Below are 18,577 nucleotides of genomic sequence, written 5' to 3' on the forward strand. Positions count from 1 at the left end.
CGTTGGTGATAGCGGCAGTCAGGGTGGTTTTACCGTGGTCAACGTGGCCGATGGTGCCGACGTTTACGTGCGGTTTATTACGCTCAAATTTTTCTTTAGACACGACGTAGTCCTTCTAGGTTAAACCCGCCTACCGTCGTAGGCGGGGAATCTTAAATTACTTGGATTTGCGCTCTTCGATCACGGCCTGGGCGACGTTGGTCGGGGCATCGTGATACTTGGCGAATTCCATGGCGTAGGAAGCACGACCCTGGGTAGCAGAACGCAGGGCGGTAGCGTAACCGAACATCTCGGCCAGCGGCACCAGGGCACGAACGATCTTGCCGGACGGGCCATCTTCCATACCTTCGATCAGGCCACGACGACGGTTCAGGTCACCGATCACGTCGCCCATGTAGTCTTCCGGAGTCTCGACTTCTACTTTCATGATCGGTTCGAGCAGAACCGGGTTGGCCTTCATGAAGCCAGCCTTAAAGGCCATGGAAGCAGCGATCTTGAACGCCAGTTCGGAAGAGTCGACATCGTGGTAGGAACCGAAGTGCAGACGCACGCCCAGATCCATTACCGGATAACCTGCCAGCGGGCCGGACTTCAGCTGCTCGCGGATACCCTTGTCAACACCCGGGATGAACTCACCAGGAATGACGCCGCCCTTGATGTCGTTGACGAATTCGTAGGCTTTGCCTTCTTCCAGCGGGTACATGTCGATCACAACGTGACCGTACTGACCACGACCACCGGACTGCTTGGCGTGCTTACCTTCGATATCCTTGACGGTGTTACGAATGGTTTCACGGTAGGCAACCTGCGGCTTACCTACGTTCGCTTCTACCTTGAACTCGCGACGCATACGGTCAACGATGATGTCCAGGTGCAGCTCACCCATACCGGCGATGATGGTTTGGCCAGACTCTTCGTCAGTCCATACGCGGAAGGACGGGTCTTCTTGAGCCAGACGGCCCAGAGCCAGGCCCATCTTCTCTTGGTCAGCCTTGGTTTTCGGCTCAACCGCGATGGAGATTACCGGTTCCGGGAATTCCATACGCTCGAGGATGATCGGCGCTTTTTCGTCACACAGGGTGTCACCGGTGGTCACGTCTTTCAGACCGATGGCGGCAGCGATATCGCCTGCGCGAACTTCTTTGATCTCTTCACGCTTGTTGGCGTGCATCTGAACGATACGGCCAAAACGCTCGCGCTTCTCTTTAACGGAGTTCAGCACGGAGTCGCCGGAGTTAACCACACCGGAGTAAACGCGGAAGAAGGTCAGGTTGCCTACGAACGGGTCGGTAGCAATCTTGAATGCCAGAGCAGCAAACGGCTCGTCATCAGAAGCATGACGCTCGTCTTTGGTCTCGCCATCCAGCTTCAGACCGTCGATGGCTGCTACGTCGGTCGGCGCCGGCAGATAGTCAACCACGGCATCCAGCATGGCCTGTACGCCCTTGTTCTTGAACGCGGAGCCACAGGTAACCAGGATGATTTCGTTGTTCAGAACGCGCTGACGAAGAGCTTTCTTGATCTCTTCCTCGGTCAGTTCTTCACCACCCAGGTATTTTTCCATCAGGTCTTCAGACGCTTCAGCAGCGGCTTCAACCAGGGTCATGCGCATTTCTTGCGCTTTTTCCAGCAGCTCAGCCGGGACGTCTTCGTAATCGAAGGATACGCCCTGGTCAGCTTCGCTCCAGTTGATGGCTTTCATCTTGACCAGGTCGATAACGCCCTTGAAGTTCTCTTCTGAACCGATGTTCAGTTGCAGCGGAACCGGGTTACCTTTCAGACGGGTCTTGATGTGCTCAACGCAGCGCAGGAAGTTGGCACCGGTACGGTCCATCTTGTTGACGAACGCGATACGGGGAACCTTGTACTTGTTAGCCTGACGCCATACGGTTTCAGACTGTGGCTGTACGCCACCTACGGCACAGTACACCATCACGGCGCCATCCAGAACACGCATGGAACGCTCTACTTCGATAGTAAAGTCAACGTGGCCCGGGGTATCGATGATGTTGATACGGTGCGGTTGGAACTGTTTGCCCATACCGGACCAGAAAGCGGTGGTCGCGGCGGAGGTGATGGTGATACCACGCTCTTGTTCCTGTTCCATCCAGTCCATGGTGGCGGCGCCATCGTGAACTTCACCGATCTTGTGACTTACACCGGTGTAAAACAGAACGCGCTCGGTAGTAGTAGTCTTACCGGCGTCGATGTGAGCGGAGATACCGATATTACGATAACGCTCAATGGGGGTTGTACGAGCCATTGTCATCCTCTTACTAGGGCACTTGTCCCCAGATAATTAAAGGTGCGCAGAGCCAGAAGACCCTGCGCAAGCGGATTACCAGCGGAAGTGAGCGAAAGCCTTGTTCGCTTCAGCCATACGGTGTACGTCTTCACGTTTCTTGACAGACGAACCCTTATTGTCAGCGGCATCCAGCAGCTCGCCAGCCAAACGCTGAGCCATTGATTTTTCACCACGTTTACGAGCGGCATCAACCAACCAGCGCATTGCCAGGGCATTGCGGCGAACCGGACGAACTTCTACCGGTACCTGATAGGTTGCACCACCGACACGACGAGATTTAACCTCGACGGCCGGACGAATGTTGTCCAGGGCTTCTTCGAATACGGCCAGGTGCTCTTTGCCAGTCTTGGTGGCAATGATGTCCAGCGCGCCATATACGATGGCTTCGGAAACAGATTTCTTACCGTCAACCATTACTACGTTGACAAATTTAGCCAGCAGCTCTGATCCGAACTTGGGATCCGGCAGGATTTTACGCTGACCAACAACACGACGTCTTGGCATTTCAAATTCTCCGTAACTTCAGGGGTTACCCAAAACTAGAAAGTTATCTAACTAGAAACGAATTAACGTTTGGCCTTACTTAACGGAGAACCATTAAGCTTTCGGACGCTTCACGCCATACTTGGAGCGAGCCTGCTTACGGTCTTTAACACCGGCACAGTCCAACGCACCACGAACGGTGTGATAACGAACACCTGGCAAGTCTTTTACACGACCGCCACGGATCAGAACAACAGAGTGCTCTTGCAGGTTGTGACCTTCACCGCCGATGTAGGAGGTGACTTCGAAGCCGTTGGTCAGACGTACACGGCATACTTTACGCAGTGCAGAGTTAGGCTTCTTCGGGGTGGTGGTGTATACACGGGTGCACACGCCACGCTTCTGAGGGCACGCTTCCAGCGCCGGCACGTTGCTTTTCACAACGAGCTTGATGCGTGGCTTGCGAACCAACTGGTTAATAGTTGCCATCAAAAGGCTCCTGATAATGACTTCATAAACATGTGAAAAATCCTCCCCGCAGATACGGGGACGCGAAATTTTATGCCCTGTTGTCAAGGGAGTCAAGATTTATACAATCCGAGCCAGGAAAGGCAGTGAAGAGACCTTGAAAAATGTCGGTAACCGGCTGAAATAATTATATAAAACTGGCCATCAGCCAACCCAGGTCTGCGGCGAGCCTTTTTCCGCGATCAGAGCCACCAAGCCGGCCATGTCCAGATCCAACCCGATCCGTTGTTGCAACCCCCTCGCCTGCAGGTCTTCCCGCATGACATAGAGCGGCACTCCAACCAACCGTGCACACCACTGAGGGGCCGTGGCAGCGACGACGGCATCCTGCATCAGTACCAACACATCCTCCGGTTGGCGATAGGTCAGCGCCTGTTCCAGGTCCTGGCTCTGGAAGGGAGAGGTCAATATCAGCTGTATCATGGTCACCTCAAAAGCAGATGTGGGTCGCACAGGCATCCCACTGGAGCCGGATGTCGGTGCGGGACAAGCCGGTTACGGGGATCAGCAGATCCGCCACCGTCAGGCCACGCTCTGCCAGCGAGTCGGTGCACACATAGACCTCCTCGATGTCGTAGAGCTCGAGCAGCTTGAAGGTCGGCGCATAGTGACGCTGCAAGATGGCCTGCGGCTGCTGCTCCCTGAGCAGTTGCAGCACGCCATCCCCGATGAGGAACAGGGCCAGCGACTCGGTCATGGCCGAAGTGGCCAGCAGGGCATCCAGACCCTCCCGCCCGGCGGCGGTACCGTGCGGTCCACGCCGGCAAATAAACGCTATCTTGTGCATGGCTGTCTCCTAAAACTGGACGAATCGATCGGCGGTCAGGCTGGCCTCCGCCAGCTGACCCAGGCCGCTCAGGCAAAATGGCGGCTCCAGGTTGAAGTGTGCCCTGCCCAGCCCCTTGGCCTCCTGCTCATCCAGCACACCGCGCCGCATGGCGGCGGCGACGCACACATCGATACGGATCCCTTGCTGGTTGGCCAGTTCACGCCACAGGGCGACCAGGTTGCTCTCATCGGAGGCGGGAGCATGCAGCCCGTTGCCGTTGCAGACCCCGTCCTGGTAGAAGAACAGGTGAGACAAGCGATGGCCCTGCTCGATGAGGCTCAAGGCAAAGCGATAGGCTGTGCTGGCGGACTGGGTGCCATAGGCGGGCCCCGTTACCAGCAGGACAAAATTCAGACTCATATCCGGACTCCTGCGCATGTGTTCGTCCATTCTACGCCAAACACAAAAAAGCCCCTCCTGGGAGGGGCTCTTCGTGCAGCCTTGGATCAGACGTAAGCGATGGCTTCGACTTCAACCAGCACATCCTTCGGCAGACGCGCCACTTCCACGCAGGAGCGGGCAGGAGCGGCGTCACCGAAGTAACGGGCATAAACCTGGTTGAAGGCAACAAAGTTGTTCATGTCGCTGAGGAAGCAGGTGGTCTTCAGTACCTTGCCGGTATCGGCTCCCGCTTCCTTCAATACTGCAACCAGGTTCTTCATCACCTGCTCGGCCTGCGCTTCGATACCGCCAGCCACTATCTCCATGGTGGCCGGATCGAGCGGGATCTGCCCGGAGGTGAAGACCAGCTCGCCCAGTTTGGTGGCCTGAACATACGGGCCAATTGCGGCAGGAGCCTTGTCGGTTGCAATAACTTCTTTAGCCATTCTTGTCTATCCCCTTCTATGGCGCTTACTCGTTTTCGTCTTCACCCTGCTTGCGCTGTCGGATGTACAGATAAACGGTATGTTTGGAAATGTTCAGCTTGTCGGCGACCAGGTTGATCGAGTCCTTGATATCAAATATGCCCTTCTCGAACAGCTGGGTCACGATAAACCTGTTTTTAGCATTGTTGGCAACGGTCGGATCGCGGTTGATCTCGTCGATGGTGTTGTCCACCGTCTGGGCAACCAGCTCTTCCACACTGTTGGCAAAGGTCTCCGGCGACTGACGCTCGACTTGCTGCGGCGTCGGGAAAAATTCGGCGACGAACTCGTGAAAAGGCGCGTTGATGTGCAGGTTGATACAGATGAGGCCGATCACCTGCTTGTCGCTGTTCCTGATGGCGATGGTACTCGACTTCATCAGGGCACCGGTACGGCTGCGAGCAAAATAGCTCTGGGTGTAATCCTGGCCGGTATTCTCGATGTCCTTGAGCATACGCAGCGCGAGATCGGTAATGGGGGCCCCCTCATTCCGTCCCGTATTGAACCCGTTGGCAATCTTGATCACGGACTCGTGCAGATTTTCCAGGGAGTGAAGCACCACTTCACAGTGCTTGCCGAACAACTCGGCCAAGCCATCGATCAGCCCATCGTATGAGCGCAACAATTCCCTGTCTTCGTCTGTAAAAGTGCGACCGATCAGTTGCTCTTCGGGAAGCATCACTTCCTCGATACCGACAGTCATGTTCTACCCCTGTAATACCCATTCAACTTTCCCGAGTTTTCAGTTGCGAGGGGTCAATGTCAACTTTTTTTGATTTTTTACTCTGCAACCTTGCTCTGGATCATCCGAATATCCGCGTGGCGTCTGGCTTTGACGAGAAAATCGACAATAAAAAAGGGCCCCATGAAGGGGCCCTTTTCATTCGCTACAGCGGAAGATTACTCTTCGTCAAAACTGCCGGCTGCGTTGAGCAGATCCGCCAGGTTTTGCTGAGCTTCATCGGCAGTCACCTGCGGTACACCAACAGCACGGGCTGCGGCGGCACGCTGGTTGATCCGGCCGTGGTGGTAGGCAAAGCCGGTACCAGCCGGGATCAGACGACCCACGATCACGTTCTCTTTCAGGCCACGCAGTTCGTCACGCTTGCCGCCAACGGCCGCTTCGGTCAGAACACGGGTGGTTTCCTGGAAGGAAGCCGCGGAGATGAAGGACTCGGTGCTCAGAGATGCCTTGGTAATACCCATCAGGATGTGACGGAAGGTGGCCGGGGTCTTGCCCTCAGCAACCAGCTTACGGTTGGCAATCTTAACGCGAGCCACTTCAACCTGTTCGCCTTCGATCAGGTCGGTGTCGCCAGCGCTCAGGATCTCGCACTTGCGCAGCATCTGACGCACGATGACTTCGATGTGCTTGTCGTTGATCTTAACGCCTTGCAGACGATAAACGTCCTGCACTTCGTTGGCGATGTAGTTGGCGACCGGGCTGATACCGCGCAGACGCAGAATGTCGTGAGCAGACTCAGGACCGTCTGCCAGCACTTCACCCTTCTCAACTTTTTCACCTTCGAACACGTTCAGGTTACGCCACTTCGGAATCATCTCCTCGTAGACATCGCCACCATCGGTCGGGGTGATGACCAGACGGCGTTTGCCCTTGGTCTCTTTCCCGAAGGAGATGGTACCGGAGATCTCGGCCAGAATTGCCGGTTCCTTCGGTTGACGTGCTTCGAACAGATCCGCAACGCGCGGCAGACCACCGGTGATGTCCTTGGTACCGCCGGACTCTTGCGGGATACGCGCTACCGCGTCACCCACGCCCACGTTGGCACCATCTTCTAGGTTCACGATCGCCTTGCCCGGCAGGAAGTACTGGGCGGCGACATCGGTACCCGGGATCATCACGTCCTTGCCGTTCAGGTCGACCAGTTTCACGGTCGGACGCATCTCTTTACCGGCGCTCGGACGCTCGTTGACATCCAGCACGACGATGGAGGAGAGACCGGTCAGCTCGTCGGTCTGACGAGTAATGGTCACGCCATCGATCATGTGTTCGAAGTGCAGGCGACCCGCTACTTCGGTGATGATCGGGTGAGTGTGCGGATCCCAGTTGGCGACGGTTTCACCGGCGTTCACGGCCTGGCCATCTTTCACTTCCAGCACGGAACCGTAAGGCAGCTTGTGGCTTTCCTTGGTACGGCCCATCTCGTCCATGATGGTCAGTTCGGTAGAACGGGAGGTGATAACCAGTTTGTCATCGCTGTTGTGAACGAACTTGGCGTTCTGCAGCTTGATGCTACCGGTGTTCTTGACCTGGATGCTGCTCTCGGCAGCGGCACGGGATGCGGCACCACCGATGTGGAAGGTACGCATCGTCAGCTGGGTACCCGGTTCACCGATGGACTGGGCGGCGATAACACCGACAGCCTCACCCTTGTTAACTAGGTGACCACGGGCCAGATCACGGCCGTAGCAGTGAGCACAGTTACCGAAGTCGGTCTCACAGGTGATGGCAGAACGTACCTTCACGCGGTCAACGGAGTTGCGCTCCAGCAGGTCACACAGCTGCTCGTCGAGCAGGGTGTTGCGTGCTACCAGCACTTCGTCTTCAGTACCCGGCTTGATCACGTCATCGGCAACCACACGGCCCAGCACGCGCTCACGCAGCGGTTCGACCACGTCGCCACCTTCGATCAGCGGAGTCATCCACAGACCTTCGGTAGTGCCGCAATCGTCCTCGGTGATCACCATGTCCTGTGCCACGTCAACCAGACGACGAGTCAGGTAACCGGAGTTCGCAGTCTTCAGTGCGGTATCCGCCAGACCCTTACGAGCACCGTGAGTGGAGATGAAGTACTGCAGTACGTTCAGACCTTCGCGGAAGTTCGCGACGATCGGGGTCTCGATGATGGAGCCATCCGGCTTGGCCATCAGGCCACGCATACCGGCCAGCTGACGGATCTGGGCTGCGGAACCCCGCGCACCAGAGTCGGCCATCATGAAGATGCTGTTGAACGAGGCTTGCTCTTCTTCTTCACCCAGCGAGTTGACGTTACGCTCTTTGGACAAGTTCTCCATCATGGCCTTGGAGACGCGCTCGTTGGCGCTGGCCCAGATATCGATAACCTTGTTGTAGCGTTCGCCCGCGGTCACCAGACCGGACAGGAACTGGTCCTGGATCTCGGCAACTTCGGCTTCTGCAGCGGCAATGATGTCTTTCTTGGCATCCGGGATGACCATGTCATCGATACCAACGGAAGCACCGGACAGGGCCGCATAGTGGAAACCGGTATACATCAGCTGGTCAGCGAAGATGACGGTGTCCTTCAGGCCCTGCTTGCGATAGCAGGTGTTCAGCAGACGGGAGATGAGCTTTTTGCCCAGCGCCTTGTTGGATACGGATTTGATCCAGTTCTGCGGGTTGGCATCCAGGTCAGCCTGCTCTGCAGCAGTCAGCACCTTCGGCTCGTCGATCAGCGCGTATTCCATGCCTTTCGGCAGGATCAGGCTCAGGATCGCACGACCAACGGTGGTGTTCTTCATCTCGGTGTGAGCACGCAGCGAACCGTCTTCCTGACGCAGGTATTCGGTGATGCGAACTTTCACGCGAGCATGCAGATCGGCCAGACCGGCGCGGTATACCTTCTCGGCTTCTTTCGGACCGGACAGCACCATACCTTCGCCCTTGGCGTTGATACGGGCGCGGGTCATGTAGTACAGACCCAAGACCACGTCCTGAGACGGAACGATGATCGGCTCACCGGAGGCAGGCGACAGGATGTTGTTGGTGGACATCATCAGCGCGCGCGCTTCCAGCTGGGCTTCCAGGGTCAGCGGTACGTGGACCGCCATCTGGTCACCATCGAAGTCCGCGTTATAGGCGGCACAGACGAGCGGGTGCAGCTGGATGGCCTTGCCTTCGATCAGGGTCGGTTCAAACGCCTGGATACCCAGACGGTGCAGAGTCGGTGCACGGTTCAGCAGCACCGGGTGTTCGCGGATCACTTCGTCCAGGATGTCCCAAACGACAGCTTCTTCGCGCTCCACCATCTTCTTGGCGGCCTTGATGGTGGTCGCCAGACCGCGGGATTCCAGCTTGCCATAGATGAAGGGCTTGAACAGCTCCAGCGCCATCTTCTTCGGCAGACCGCACTGATGCAGACGCAGCGTCGGACCTACGGTGATAACGGAACGACCGGAGTAGTCGACACGCTTACCGAGCAGGTTCTGACGGAAACGACCCTGCTTACCCTTGATCATGTCGGCCAAGGATTTCAGCGGGCGCTTGTTGGAGCCGGTGATGGCACGACCACGACGGCCGTTGTCCAGCAGGGCATCGACGGACTCTTGCAGCATGCGCTTTTCGTTGCGCACGATGATGTCCGGAGCAGCCAGGTCCAGCAGGCGCTTCAAGCGGTTGTTACGGTTGATCACGCGGCGGTACAGATCGTTCAGATCGGAGGTCGCGAAACGGCCGCCGTCCAGCGGTACCAGCGGACGCAGGTCCGGCGGCAGCACAGGCAGCACTGTCATGATCATCCACTCCGGCTTGTTGCCGGACTGCAGGAAGGCTTCCATCAGCTTCAGGCGCTTGGTGGTCTTCTTGCGCTTGGTCTCGGAGTTGGTCTGATCCAGCTCTTCGCGCATGGTGCGCACTTCGCCTTCCAGATCGATGGCGCGCAGCAATGCCAGGATTGCTTCGGCACCCATCTTGGCGTCGAATTCGTCGCCCCACTCTTCCAGTGCGTCCAGGTACTGCTCTTCGGACAGCATCTGGCTGCGCTCGAGGTTGGTCATGCCGGGTTCGATCACTACATAGGATTCGAAATACAGCACGCGCTCGATGTCACGCAGGGTCATGTCCAGCAGCAGGCCGATACGGGACGGCAGGGACTTCAGGAACCAGATGTGGGCAGTCGGGCTGGCCAGCTCGATGTGGCCCATACGCTCACGACGGACCTTGGTCTGGGTCACTTCTACGCCGCACTTCTCACAGATCACACCACGGTGTTTCAGGCGCTTGTACTTGCCGCACAGACACTCGTAGTCCTTCACCGGTCCGAAGATACGGGCGCAGAACAGACCATCACGCTCCGGCTTGAAAGTCCGGTAGTTGATGGTCTCAGGCTTTTTGACCTCACCGAATGACCAGGAGCGGATCATGTCAGGAGAGGCCAGACCGATCTTGATACTGTCAAACTCTTCGGTCTTGGTCTGAGCCTTCAAAAACTTGAGTAAGTCTTTCACGTGTTTCCCCTGTCAGGAGTCTAACCTCGGCGCCCCTACTGCCGAAACAGCGGGGCGCCCACGTCAATTCTCGAACAATAAGAGCGAGCTCTTACTCTTCGTCCAGCTCGATGTTGATACCCAGAGAGCGGATTTCCTTCAGCAATACGTTGAAGGATTCGGGCATGCCCGGCTCCATACGGTGGTCGCCATCCACGATGTTCTTGTACATCTTGGTACGGCCGTTCACATCGTCAGACTTGACGGTCAGCATCTCCTGCAGGGTATATGCCGCACCGTAAGCCTCCAGGGCCCACACTTCCATCTCACCGAAACGCTGACCACCGAACTGTGCCTTACCACCCAGCGGCTGCTGGGTAACCAGGCTGTAGGAACCGGTAGAACGCGCGTGCATCTTGTCGTCTACCAGGTGGTTCAGCTTCAGCATGTACATGTAACCCACGGTGACCTTACGCTCGAAGGCGTTACCGGTACGACCGTCGAACAGGGCGATCTGACCGGATTCCGGCAGGTCGGCCAGCTTCAGCAGGGCCTTGATTTCACGCTCTTTGGCGCCATCAAAGACCGGCGTTGCTACCGGCAGACCCTTGCGCAGGTTACCGACCAGGGTACGAACGTCGTCGTCGGACAGCTCCGCCACGTTCACTTGCTGGGTGTCTTTCTCGCCCAGGTCATAGACCTGTTGCAGGAAGTCACGCATTTCGTGCAGTTCGCGCTGTTCCTTGACCATGCGGTCGATCTTCTCGCCGATACCCTTGGCCGCGAGGCCCAAGTGCACTTCGAGGATCTGACCGATGTTCATACGGGACGGTACGCCCAACGGGTTCAGAACGATGTCGACCGGACGGCCGTACTCGTCATGGGGCATATCCTCGACCGGACAGATCTTGGAGATAACACCCTTGTTACCGTGACGACCCGCCATCTTGTCACCCGGCTGGATGCGACGCTTGACGGCCAGATAGACCTTGACGATCTTCAGTACGCCCGGCGCCAGGTCATCGCCCTGGATGATCTTGCGACGCTTGTTCTCGAATTTCTTGTCGAACTCGGCCTTCAGCTCAACGTGCTGTTCAGCGATCTGTTCCAGCTCGATTTGCTTGGCTTCATCTTCGATGGCCAGTTCAAACCACTTGGAGCGATCGAGCTTGTTCAGACGGTCTTCGCTGTAACCGGCGGCCAGCAGCAGGTTGCGGGAGCGGCCGAAAATGCCGTCTTCCAGGATCTTGAACTCTTCGGTCAAGTCCTTCTTCGCTTCCTTCAGCTGCATCTCTTCGATTTCTTTGGCGCGCTTGTCTTTTTCCACGCCATCGCGGGTAAAGACCTGCACGTCAACCACGGTACCGTACACACCGTTCGGCACACGCAGGGAGGAGTCCTTCACGTCGGACGCCTTCTCACCGAAGATGGCGCGCAGCAGCTTCTCTTCCGGCGTCAGCTGGGTTTCACCTTTAGGAGTTACCTTACCGACCAGAATGTCGCCGCCCTTCACTTCGGCACCCACGTAGACGATACCGGACTCGTCCAGCTTGGACAGAGCGGCTTCACCCACGTTCGGAATGTCAGCAGTGATCTCTTCCGGACCCAGCTTGGTGTCACGGGAGATACAGGCCAGTTCCTGGATGTGAATGGTGGTCAGGCGATCTTCCTGAACAACACGCTCGTTCACCAGGATCGAGTCTTCGAAGTTGTAACCGTTCCACGGCATGAACGCGACGCGCAGGTTCTGACCCAGCGCCAGTTCACCCAGGTCGGTGGACGGGCCGTCAGCCAGCACGTCGCCCGCCATCACCGGCTCGCCCAACATCACGCACGGACGCTGGTTGATACAGGTGTTCTGGTTGGAACGGGTGTATTTGGTCAGGCTGTAGATGTCGATGCCGGCTTCGCCAGGCAGCAGCTCATCTTCGTTGACCTTGATAACGATACGGGAGGCATCGACGTAGTCGATCATGCCGCCACGCTTGGCCACTACGGTAACACCGGAGTCAACGGCCACAGCGCGTTCCATACCGGTACCAACCAGCGGCTTGTCGGCGCGCAGAGTCGGTACAGCCTGACGTTGCATGTTTGAACCCATCAATGCGCGGTTCGCGTCATCGTGTTCCAGGAACGGGATCAGGGCCGCTGCCACAGATACGATCTGCTGCGGGCTCACGTCCATATACTGGATCTGGTCGGCGTTCATAAAGGTGGATTCACCTTTGTGACGACACGGGATCAATTCATCTTTCAGACGGCCATCTTCGGTGGTCGCGGCGTTAGCCTGTGCGATCACGTACTTGCCTTCTTCAATAGCAGACAGATAGTCCACTTCGTCGGTGATCACACCGTCAATGACCTTGCGGTACGGAGTCTCGAGGAAACCGTACTCGTTGGTACGAGAGTACACGGACAGAGAGTTGATCAGACCGATGTTCGGACCTTCAGGAGTTTCGATGGGGCACAGACGACCGTAGTGGGTCGGGTGTACGTCTCGAACTTCAAAGCCGGCACGCTCACGAGTCAAACCACCCGGGCCCAGCGCAGAGATACGGCGCTTGTGGGTCACTTCGGACAGCGGGTTGTTCTGGTCCATGAACTGGGACAGCTGGCTGGAACCAAAGAACTCTTTGACTGCGGCGGAGATCGGTTTGGCGTTGATCAGATCCTGCGGCATCAGGGTGTCCAGGTCGCCCAGGGAGAGACGCTCCTTGACCGCACGCTCGACACGCACCAGACCGACGCGGAACTGGTTTTCAGCCATTTCACCGACAGAACGGATACGACGGTTGCCCAGGTGGTCGATATCGTCCACCTCGTCATTGCCGTTACGGATGTCGATCAGGCGCTTCATCACATCGACGATGTCGTCTTTGGTCAGCGTACCCACGCCGGTCTCGTCTTCACGAGCCAGACGGCGGTTGAACTTCATCCGACCTACGGTAGACAGGTCGTAACGCTCGGAAGAGAAGAACAGGTTCTCGAACAGCTGTTCTGCGGCTTCGCGAGTCGGCGGCTCACCCGGACGCATCATGCGATAGATTTCGACCAGCGCTTCCAGGCGGCTGGAGCTGGAGTCGATACGCAGGGTCTCGGACATGTAGGCACCGTGATCCAGTTCATTGGTGAACAGAACCTCGAAGTGCTTGAAGCCGGCTTGGGAGAGGTTGGCTACCGCTTCCAGGCTCAGCGCCTGGTTGGCAGTCACTACCATCTCGCCAGTTTGCGGATGTGCGTAGTCCTTGGCAGCAACTTTGCCAACAACATACTCAACCGGTACCTCAATCTGGGTAACGGAATCTTTTTCCAACTGACGGATGTGACGCGCAGTCACTCGACGACCGGTCTCAACCACCACGGCGCCATTGGCCACGATGTCAAAGGTCGCAGTTTCACCACGCAGGCGCTCCGGCACCAGATCCATCATCAACTTGCCATCTTTGACTTCGAAACCGATGGTCTCGAAGAAGGTGGCCAGAATCTGTTCGGAACTGAAATCCAGGGCACGCAGAATAATGGATGCCGGCAGTTTACGACGACGGTCGATACGGACAAACAGGTTGTCTTTCGCATCGAACTCGAAGTCCAGCCAGGAGCCACGGTAGGGAATAACGCGCGCGTTATACAGCACCTTACCGGATGAATGTGTTTTGCCTTTATCGTGGTCGAAGAAGACGCCCGGGCTACGATGCAGCTGGGAGACGATTACCCGCTCGGTACCATTGATAACAAAGGTGCCGTTCTCGGTCATGAGCGGAATTTCGCCCATGTATACTTCTTGTTCCTTGATGTCTTTGACGGTGCCGGCAGCTGCTTCACGGTCGTACAGAACCATACGAAGCTTGACACGCAGCGGCGCGGAGTAGGTCACTCCACGGATCTGGCATTCTTTTACGTCAAATACCGGCTCACCCAGGCGATAGCTGACATACTGAAGCTCAGCACTACCGGAGTAACTGGTGATCGGGAAAACGCTACGGAAAGCGGCCTCTAGGCCATATTCACCTTCCGGGTCAGCCTCGATGAACTGCTTGAAGGAGTCCAGCTGAATGGACAACAGATAAGGCGTGTCCAGTACCTGGTCTCGCTTACCGAAGTCCTTACGAATGCGTTTTTTTTCGGTATAAGAGTAAACCATAGGGTTCCTCAGCTCGCTGATAAGTGACCCACTCTGTCCCACGGGACAGCTCTGTCTCAACACCGTTTTGTGTTGGCCCGGACGAATGAAAACAGTCCGGATTGCTGGTGCACCGAGAGTCGTAAACGGTGTGAAATGCTCTCAGTCTACAGCGCAAAAAGGCTGGTGAACAAAAATTCACCAGCCCTAGCCTGTTTTATCAGGCTAATCTACATAAATGCAGATTATTTGATCTCAACAGAAGCACCGGCAGCTTCCAGCTCTTTCTTCAGAGCTTCAGCTTCGTCTTTGGAGACGGCTTCTTTCAGGTTAGCCGGAGCAGCTTCTACCAGGTCTTTGGCTTCTTTCAGGCCCAGACCGGTGGCGCCACGAACGGCTTTGATGACGGCAACTTTGTTAGCACCGGCAGCAGTCAGAACTACGTCGAACTCGGTCTTCTCTTCTACTGCTTCAGCGGCCGGACCGGCAGCAACAGCAACAGCGGCAGAAACACCGAACTTCTCTTCCATAGCTTCGATCAGCTCAACAACTTCCATTACGGACATGGAAGCAACGGCTTCGATAATTTGGTCTTTAGTGATAGACATGACAAAAATTCCTGATGTTGAATAAACTCAAACAGCCTAAATAGGCGAGAATCAAGCAGCAGCTTGCTTCTGATCACGCACAGCAGCGATGGTACGAACCAGCTTGCCAGCAGAGGCTTCCTTCATGGTAGCCATCAACTTCGCAATTGCTTCGTCGTAGGTCGGCAGCGTGGCCAGACGATCAATTTGTGCTGCGGCGATAAACTCACCGTTAAAAGCGCCAGCCTTGATTTCGAACTTTTGGTTCGCTTTGGCAAACTCTTTGAACAGACGAGCGGCAGCGCCCGGGTGTTCGTTAGAGAAAGCAATCAAGGTAGGACCAGACAATACGTCGTTCAGGCAACCGAATTCGGTACCTTCAACTGCGCGACGCAGCAGGGTGTTACGCACAACGCGCATGTACACACCGGCTTCGCGAGCAGATTTACGCAGGCTGGTCATCTTCTCTACAGTCACACCGCGAGAATCGGCTACAACTGCAGAAAGAGCGCCTTTGGCAGCTTCGTTGACTTCAGCAACAATTGCCTTTTTGTCTTCGAGTCCCAATGCCATTGGCTTAACTCCTGGATTGAATCCGGGTCTAGTTTGACCCAGTACTGACACATCCCCCCTACCTTTACAACAGAGGGGAACGATGCGGTAGCAGGATTCCAGAAGAGAAAGAAATCTTTCTCGCTGGGTTTCCGGCACCGTCTACGCAGGAAGGATTAAGGCCTTGCAGCCACCTGCGGTCTTGGACGGAGGTCGAAACCCCCAACCAATCAAGGCGCAAAATTATAGATTAAATTTTGCGCCTTGTAAAATCCATCAATTAGGCCTGAGCTTCCAGAGAAGCTTGGTCTACGGCAACACCGGCACCCATGGTGGTGGAGATGCTGACTTTCTTGATGAATACACCCTTGGCGGAAGACGGCTTGGCCTTTTTCAGGGCAACCAGCAGAGCTTCCAAGTTTTCTTTCAGCTGAACTTCGTTGAAAGAAACCTTGCCCAGAGTGGTATGAATGATACCGTTCTTGTCATTACGGTAACGAACCTGACCAGCCTTGGCGTTCTTGACGGCTTCGGCAACGTTAGGAGTTACAGTACCAACTTTCGGGTTCGGCATCAGACCGCGCGGGCCCAGGATTTGACCCAGCTGACCAACAACGCGCATGGCATCCGGGGATGCAATAACTACGTCGAAGTTCATCTCGCCTTTCTTGACCAGATCGGCCAGCTCGTCCATACCAACCAGTTCAGCACCGGCAGCTTTGGCAGCTTCGGCGTTGGCACCTTGGGTGAATACGGCTACGCGCACTTCACGACCGGTACCGTGCGGCAGTACAGTTGCACCACGTACGTTTTGGTCGGATTTACGAGCATCGATACCCAGGTTAACGGCAACGTCAACGCTTTCAACGAACTTGGCAGTAGCCAGTTCTTTCAGCAGGGCAATGGCTTCGTTGATGGAGTACTCTTTGGTACCGTCAACTTTTTCGCGAATAACGCGCATACGCTTGGAAAGTTTTGCCATTGTCTTAATCCTCCACTACCAGGCCCATGGAACGAGCGGAGCCGGCGATGCAACGTACTTTTGCATCCAGATCGGCACCGGTCATATCCGGCTCTTTGGTCTTGGCGATTTCTTGCAGCTGAGCCACAGTCACCTTACCAACCTTGTCTTTGTTCGGCTTGGCAGAACCAGACTGGATACCAGCAGCTTTCTTCAGCAGGAAGGAAGCGGGCGGAGTCTTGGTTTCGAAGGTGAAGGAACGGTCGCTGTAAACGGTGATCACGACCGGAGTCGGTGAGCCTTTTTCCAGCTTTTCTGTACGGGCGTTGAACGCCTTACAGAATTCCATGATGTTTACACCGTGCTGACCCAGAGCAGGACCAACGGGAGGGCTGGGGTTAGCACTGCCAGCCTTAACTTGCAGCTTGATATAAGCTGTGACTTTCTTAGCCATTACAAAAATACCTCAGAAATGGGTTCTAACGCCTCGGAGACATGCTCCTGCAAACGGCTCCCCAACTAATAAAGGGGCAGCGAATTATAATGACATTCGCTGCCCCTGACAACCGTTAACGAACAGAGTTTAATCAGCCCTTTTCGACCTGACCAAAATCCAGCTCTACCGGTGTAGAACGACCGAAGATCAAAACGGAGACCTTCACGCGGCTCTTTTCGTAGTCCACCTCTTCAACGGTACCGTTGAAATCGGCGAACGGACCATCGGCAACCCGCACCATTTCACCCGGTTCAAACAGGGTTTTCGGACGCGGCTTGTCGTGGGCATCTTGCAGACGATTGAGGATGGCATCCGCTTCTTTATCAGAGATAGGAGCGGGACGATCAGAGGTGCCACCAATGAAGCCCATGACGCGCGGTACATTGCGTACCAGGTGCCATGTGGTCTCATCCATGATCATCTGAACCAGGACGTAGCCCGGGAAAAACTTGCGCTCACTCTTGCGCTTCTGGCCAGCGCGCATCTCGACCACTTCTTCGGTCGGGACCAGCACTTCACCGAACATGTCTTCCATGCCATGCATCTTGATATGTTCACGCAGGGATTTGGCAACACGGCCTTCATAGCCGGAAAACGCCTGCACCACATACCATCTCATACGTTGTTCACGTTGTTCAGTCATGGCTTATCCTTACACACCGGTAATCAGGTTGACCAACCAGACCAAGGCACCGTCCAGAATGAACAGCAACAGCCCCATCACGGCAGTCACCGCCAGCACAATCAGGGTTGTCTGAATGGCTTCCTGGCGGGTCGGCCATACGACCTTGCGGACTTCCAGGCGAGACTCACGGGCAAATGCCAGTGTCGCCTTTCCCTTGGTGGTTTGCAGGGCTACTGCACCGGCAGCAGCAATGACAACGACCACACCCAGGGCGCGGACGGCAGCGACGACATCGTTGAGCAGGTAATTACCCACTACAGCGGCCGCCAGGATAATGAAAACCAGGCCCCAAAGCAGGGTATCCTTGCTTCCGCCCTGGCTCTCAGAACTAACACTCATACAACCCACCTGTATCTGACGTAACCAAAGACACAAAAGCCCCGTACGAGACGAGGTATATGGCAGGGGCGGCAGGACTCGAACCCGCAACCATCGGTTTTGGAGACCGCTGTTCTACCAATTCGAACTACGCCCCTGCATAAGAAAGCCCCTATTATAGGGGCTTTGCTTTATTTATGTAAGCCAAAGATTAAGCGATAACTTTAGCTACAACACCAGCACCTACGGTACGGCCACCTTCACGGATGGCGAAACGCAGGCCGTCATCCATCGCGATCGGCGCAATCAGGGTAACAACCATCTTGATGTTGTCGCCCGGCATTACCATCTCTACGCCTTCCGGCAGTTCGATGGTACCGGTCACGTCGGTAGTACGGAAGTAGAACTGCGGACGGTAGCCCTTGAAGAACGGGGTATGACGACCACCTTCTTCTTTGGACAGCACGTACACTTCAGATTCGAACTTGGTGTGCGGCTTGATGGTGCCCGGCTTGGCCAGTACCTGACCACGCTCTACGTCTTCACGCTTCACGCCACGCAGCAGTGCACCGATGTTCTCGCCTGCACGACCTTCGTCCAGCAGCTTACGGAACATTTCAACGCCGGTACAGGTGGTCTTGGTGGTATCTTTGATACCAACGA

At 55.9% G+C, this 18,577-nt stretch carries 18 protein-coding genes and 1 tRNA gene; all 19 read right to left on the bottom strand.

The window, feature by feature from the left end; all coding sequences use genetic code 11:
- Positions 1-103: GTP-binding protein (locus tag QLG02_RS10075; RefSeq protein ID WP_034524332.1), on the bottom strand; the 103-nt coding region annotated here is incomplete at its 3' end.
- A 54-nt stretch (positions 104-157) separates the two neighbouring features.
- Positions 158-2,263: an elongation factor G gene (gene fusA / locus QLG02_RS10080; RefSeq protein WP_011707695.1), complete on the bottom strand. Its 2,106-nt coding sequence runs from the start codon at positions 2,261-2,263 to the stop codon at positions 158-160.
- Between the two features lie 75 nt (positions 2,264-2,338).
- Positions 2,339-2,809, bottom strand: coding sequence for a 30S ribosomal protein S7 (gene rpsG / locus QLG02_RS10085; protein WP_005306266.1), 471 nt, complete (start codon positions 2,807-2,809; stop codon positions 2,339-2,341).
- A 93-nt stretch (positions 2,810-2,902) separates the two neighbouring features.
- On the bottom strand, positions 2,903-3,277 hold the full coding sequence (rpsL, locus tag QLG02_RS10090; RefSeq protein ID WP_005306278.1) for a 30S ribosomal protein S12: 375 nt from the start codon (positions 3,275-3,277) through the stop codon (positions 2,903-2,905).
- Positions 3,278-3,460: 183 nt separating this feature from the next.
- Positions 3,461-3,739 (bottom strand): sulfurtransferase complex subunit TusB, encoded by a 279-nt coding sequence (gene tusB, locus QLG02_RS10095; RefSeq protein WP_199796169.1) that lies wholly within the window; start codon positions 3,737-3,739, stop codon positions 3,461-3,463.
- 7 nt (positions 3,740-3,746) lie between these two features.
- Positions 3,747-4,103: a sulfurtransferase complex subunit TusC gene (gene tusC, locus QLG02_RS10100; protein WP_106551562.1), complete on the bottom strand. Its 357-nt coding sequence runs from the start codon at positions 4,101-4,103 to the stop codon at positions 3,747-3,749.
- 9 nt (positions 4,104-4,112) lie between these two features.
- Complete coding sequence (gene tusD / locus QLG02_RS10105) at positions 4,113-4,505, bottom strand: sulfurtransferase complex subunit TusD (RefSeq protein WP_282465103.1); 393 nt, start codon at positions 4,503-4,505, stop codon at positions 4,113-4,115.
- Positions 4,506-4,591: 86 nt separating this feature from the next.
- A complete protein-coding gene (locus tag QLG02_RS10110; protein ID WP_011707699.1) occupies positions 4,592-4,972 on the bottom strand; it encodes a RidA family protein in 381 nt (126 codons plus the stop codon).
- Between the two features lie 25 nt (positions 4,973-4,997).
- Positions 4,998-5,714 carry a transcriptional regulator gene (locus QLG02_RS10115; RefSeq protein WP_005306294.1) on the bottom strand — a complete coding sequence of 239 codons (717 nt, stop codon included), beginning with the start codon at positions 5,712-5,714 and terminating at the stop codon, positions 4,998-5,000.
- A gap of 197 nt (positions 5,715-5,911) precedes the next feature.
- Complete coding sequence (gene rpoC / locus QLG02_RS10120) at positions 5,912-10,216, bottom strand: DNA-directed RNA polymerase subunit beta' (RefSeq protein WP_011707700.1); 4,305 nt, start codon at positions 10,214-10,216, stop codon at positions 5,912-5,914.
- A gap of 91 nt (positions 10,217-10,307) precedes the next feature.
- Positions 10,308-14,336 (bottom strand): DNA-directed RNA polymerase subunit beta, encoded by a 4,029-nt coding sequence (gene rpoB / locus QLG02_RS10125; RefSeq protein ID WP_010635847.1) that lies wholly within the window; start codon positions 14,334-14,336, stop codon positions 10,308-10,310.
- Positions 14,337-14,560: 224 nt separating this feature from the next.
- Positions 14,561-14,923: a 50S ribosomal protein L7/L12 gene (gene rplL / locus QLG02_RS10130; RefSeq protein ID WP_005341840.1), complete on the bottom strand. Its 363-nt coding sequence runs from the start codon at positions 14,921-14,923 to the stop codon at positions 14,561-14,563.
- A gap of 51 nt (positions 14,924-14,974) precedes the next feature.
- On the bottom strand, positions 14,975-15,475 hold the full coding sequence (gene rplJ, locus QLG02_RS10135; RefSeq protein ID WP_016352265.1) for a 50S ribosomal protein L10: 501 nt from the start codon (positions 15,473-15,475) through the stop codon (positions 14,975-14,977).
- A 259-nt stretch (positions 15,476-15,734) separates the two neighbouring features.
- Entirely contained in the window at positions 15,735-16,436 is a 702-nt protein-coding gene (gene rplA, locus QLG02_RS10140) for a 50S ribosomal protein L1 (RefSeq protein ID WP_016352266.1), read from the bottom strand.
- Positions 16,437-16,440: 4 nt separating this feature from the next.
- Positions 16,441-16,869, bottom strand: a complete 429-nt coding sequence (gene rplK / locus QLG02_RS10145) for a 50S ribosomal protein L11 (protein ID WP_016352267.1) — start codon at positions 16,867-16,869, stop codon at positions 16,441-16,443.
- 133 nt (positions 16,870-17,002) lie between these two features.
- Positions 17,003-17,554: a transcription termination/antitermination protein NusG gene (nusG, locus tag QLG02_RS10150; protein WP_005306318.1), complete on the bottom strand. Its 552-nt coding sequence runs from the start codon at positions 17,552-17,554 to the stop codon at positions 17,003-17,005.
- 9 nt (positions 17,555-17,563) lie between these two features.
- A complete protein-coding gene (gene secE / locus QLG02_RS10155; protein ID WP_011707705.1) occupies positions 17,564-17,935 on the bottom strand; it encodes a preprotein translocase subunit SecE in 372 nt (123 codons plus the stop codon).
- 60 nt (positions 17,936-17,995) lie between these two features.
- A tRNA-Trp gene (locus tag QLG02_RS10160) sits at positions 17,996-18,072 on the bottom strand.
- Between the two features lie 53 nt (positions 18,073-18,125).
- The coding region (locus tag QLG02_RS10165; protein WP_282465104.1) for an EF-Tu/IF-2/RF-3 family GTPase at positions 18,126-18,577 on the bottom strand (452 nt) is incomplete at its 5' end.

Origin of the sequence: Aeromonas sp. V90_14, assembly GCF_029967615.1 — a bacterium.
Classification (GTDB): Bacteria; Pseudomonadota; Gammaproteobacteria; order Enterobacterales; family Aeromonadaceae; genus Aeromonas; species Aeromonas hydrophila.

What these genes read in the sequence shown, in the direction of transcription:
- rplL (WP_005341840.1), bottom strand. Translation starts at nt 14,923, where the DNA reads ATGTCTATCACTAAAGACCAAATTATCGAAGCCGTTGCTTCCATGTCC.
- nusG (WP_005306318.1), bottom strand. Translation starts at nt 17,554, where the DNA reads ATGACTGAACAACGTGAACAACGTATGAGATGGTATGTGGTGCAGGCG.
- rplK (WP_016352267.1), bottom strand. Translation starts at nt 16,869, where the DNA reads ATGGCTAAGAAAGTCACAGCTTATATCAAGCTGCAAGTTAAGGCTGGC.
- tusC (WP_106551562.1), bottom strand. Translation starts at nt 4,103, where the DNA reads ATGCACAAGATAGCGTTTATTTGCCGGCGTGGACCGCACGGTACCGCC.
- secE (WP_011707705.1), bottom strand. Translation starts at nt 17,935, where the DNA reads ATGAGTGTTAGTTCTGAGAGCCAGGGCGGAAGCAAGGATACCCTGCTT.
- rpoB (WP_010635847.1), bottom strand. Translation starts at nt 14,336, where the DNA reads ATGGTTTACTCTTATACCGAAAAAAAACGCATTCGTAAGGACTTCGGT.
- fusA (WP_011707695.1), bottom strand. Translation starts at nt 2,263, where the DNA reads ATGGCTCGTACAACCCCCATTGAGCGTTATCGTAATATCGGTATCTCC.
- rplJ (WP_016352265.1), bottom strand. Translation starts at nt 15,475, where the DNA reads ATGGCATTGGGACTCGAAGACAAAAAGGCAATTGTTGCTGAAGTCAAC.
- tusB (WP_199796169.1), bottom strand. Translation starts at nt 3,739, where the DNA reads ATGATACAGCTGATATTGACCTCTCCCTTCCAGAGCCAGGACCTGGAA.
- QLG02_RS10110 (WP_011707699.1), bottom strand. Translation starts at nt 4,972, where the DNA reads ATGGCTAAAGAAGTTATTGCAACCGACAAGGCTCCTGCCGCAATTGGC.
- rplA (WP_016352266.1), bottom strand. Translation starts at nt 16,436, where the DNA reads ATGGCAAAACTTTCCAAGCGTATGCGCGTTATTCGCGAAAAAGTTGAC.
- rpsG (WP_005306266.1), bottom strand. Translation starts at nt 2,809, where the DNA reads ATGCCAAGACGTCGTGTTGTTGGTCAGCGTAAAATCCTGCCGGATCCC.
- QLG02_RS10115 (WP_005306294.1), bottom strand. Translation starts at nt 5,714, where the DNA reads ATGACTGTCGGTATCGAGGAAGTGATGCTTCCCGAAGAGCAACTGATC.
- rpsL (WP_005306278.1), bottom strand. Translation starts at nt 3,277, where the DNA reads ATGGCAACTATTAACCAGTTGGTTCGCAAGCCACGCATCAAGCTCGTT.
- tusD (WP_282465103.1), bottom strand. Translation starts at nt 4,505, where the DNA reads ATGAGTCTGAATTTTGTCCTGCTGGTAACGGGGCCCGCCTATGGCACC.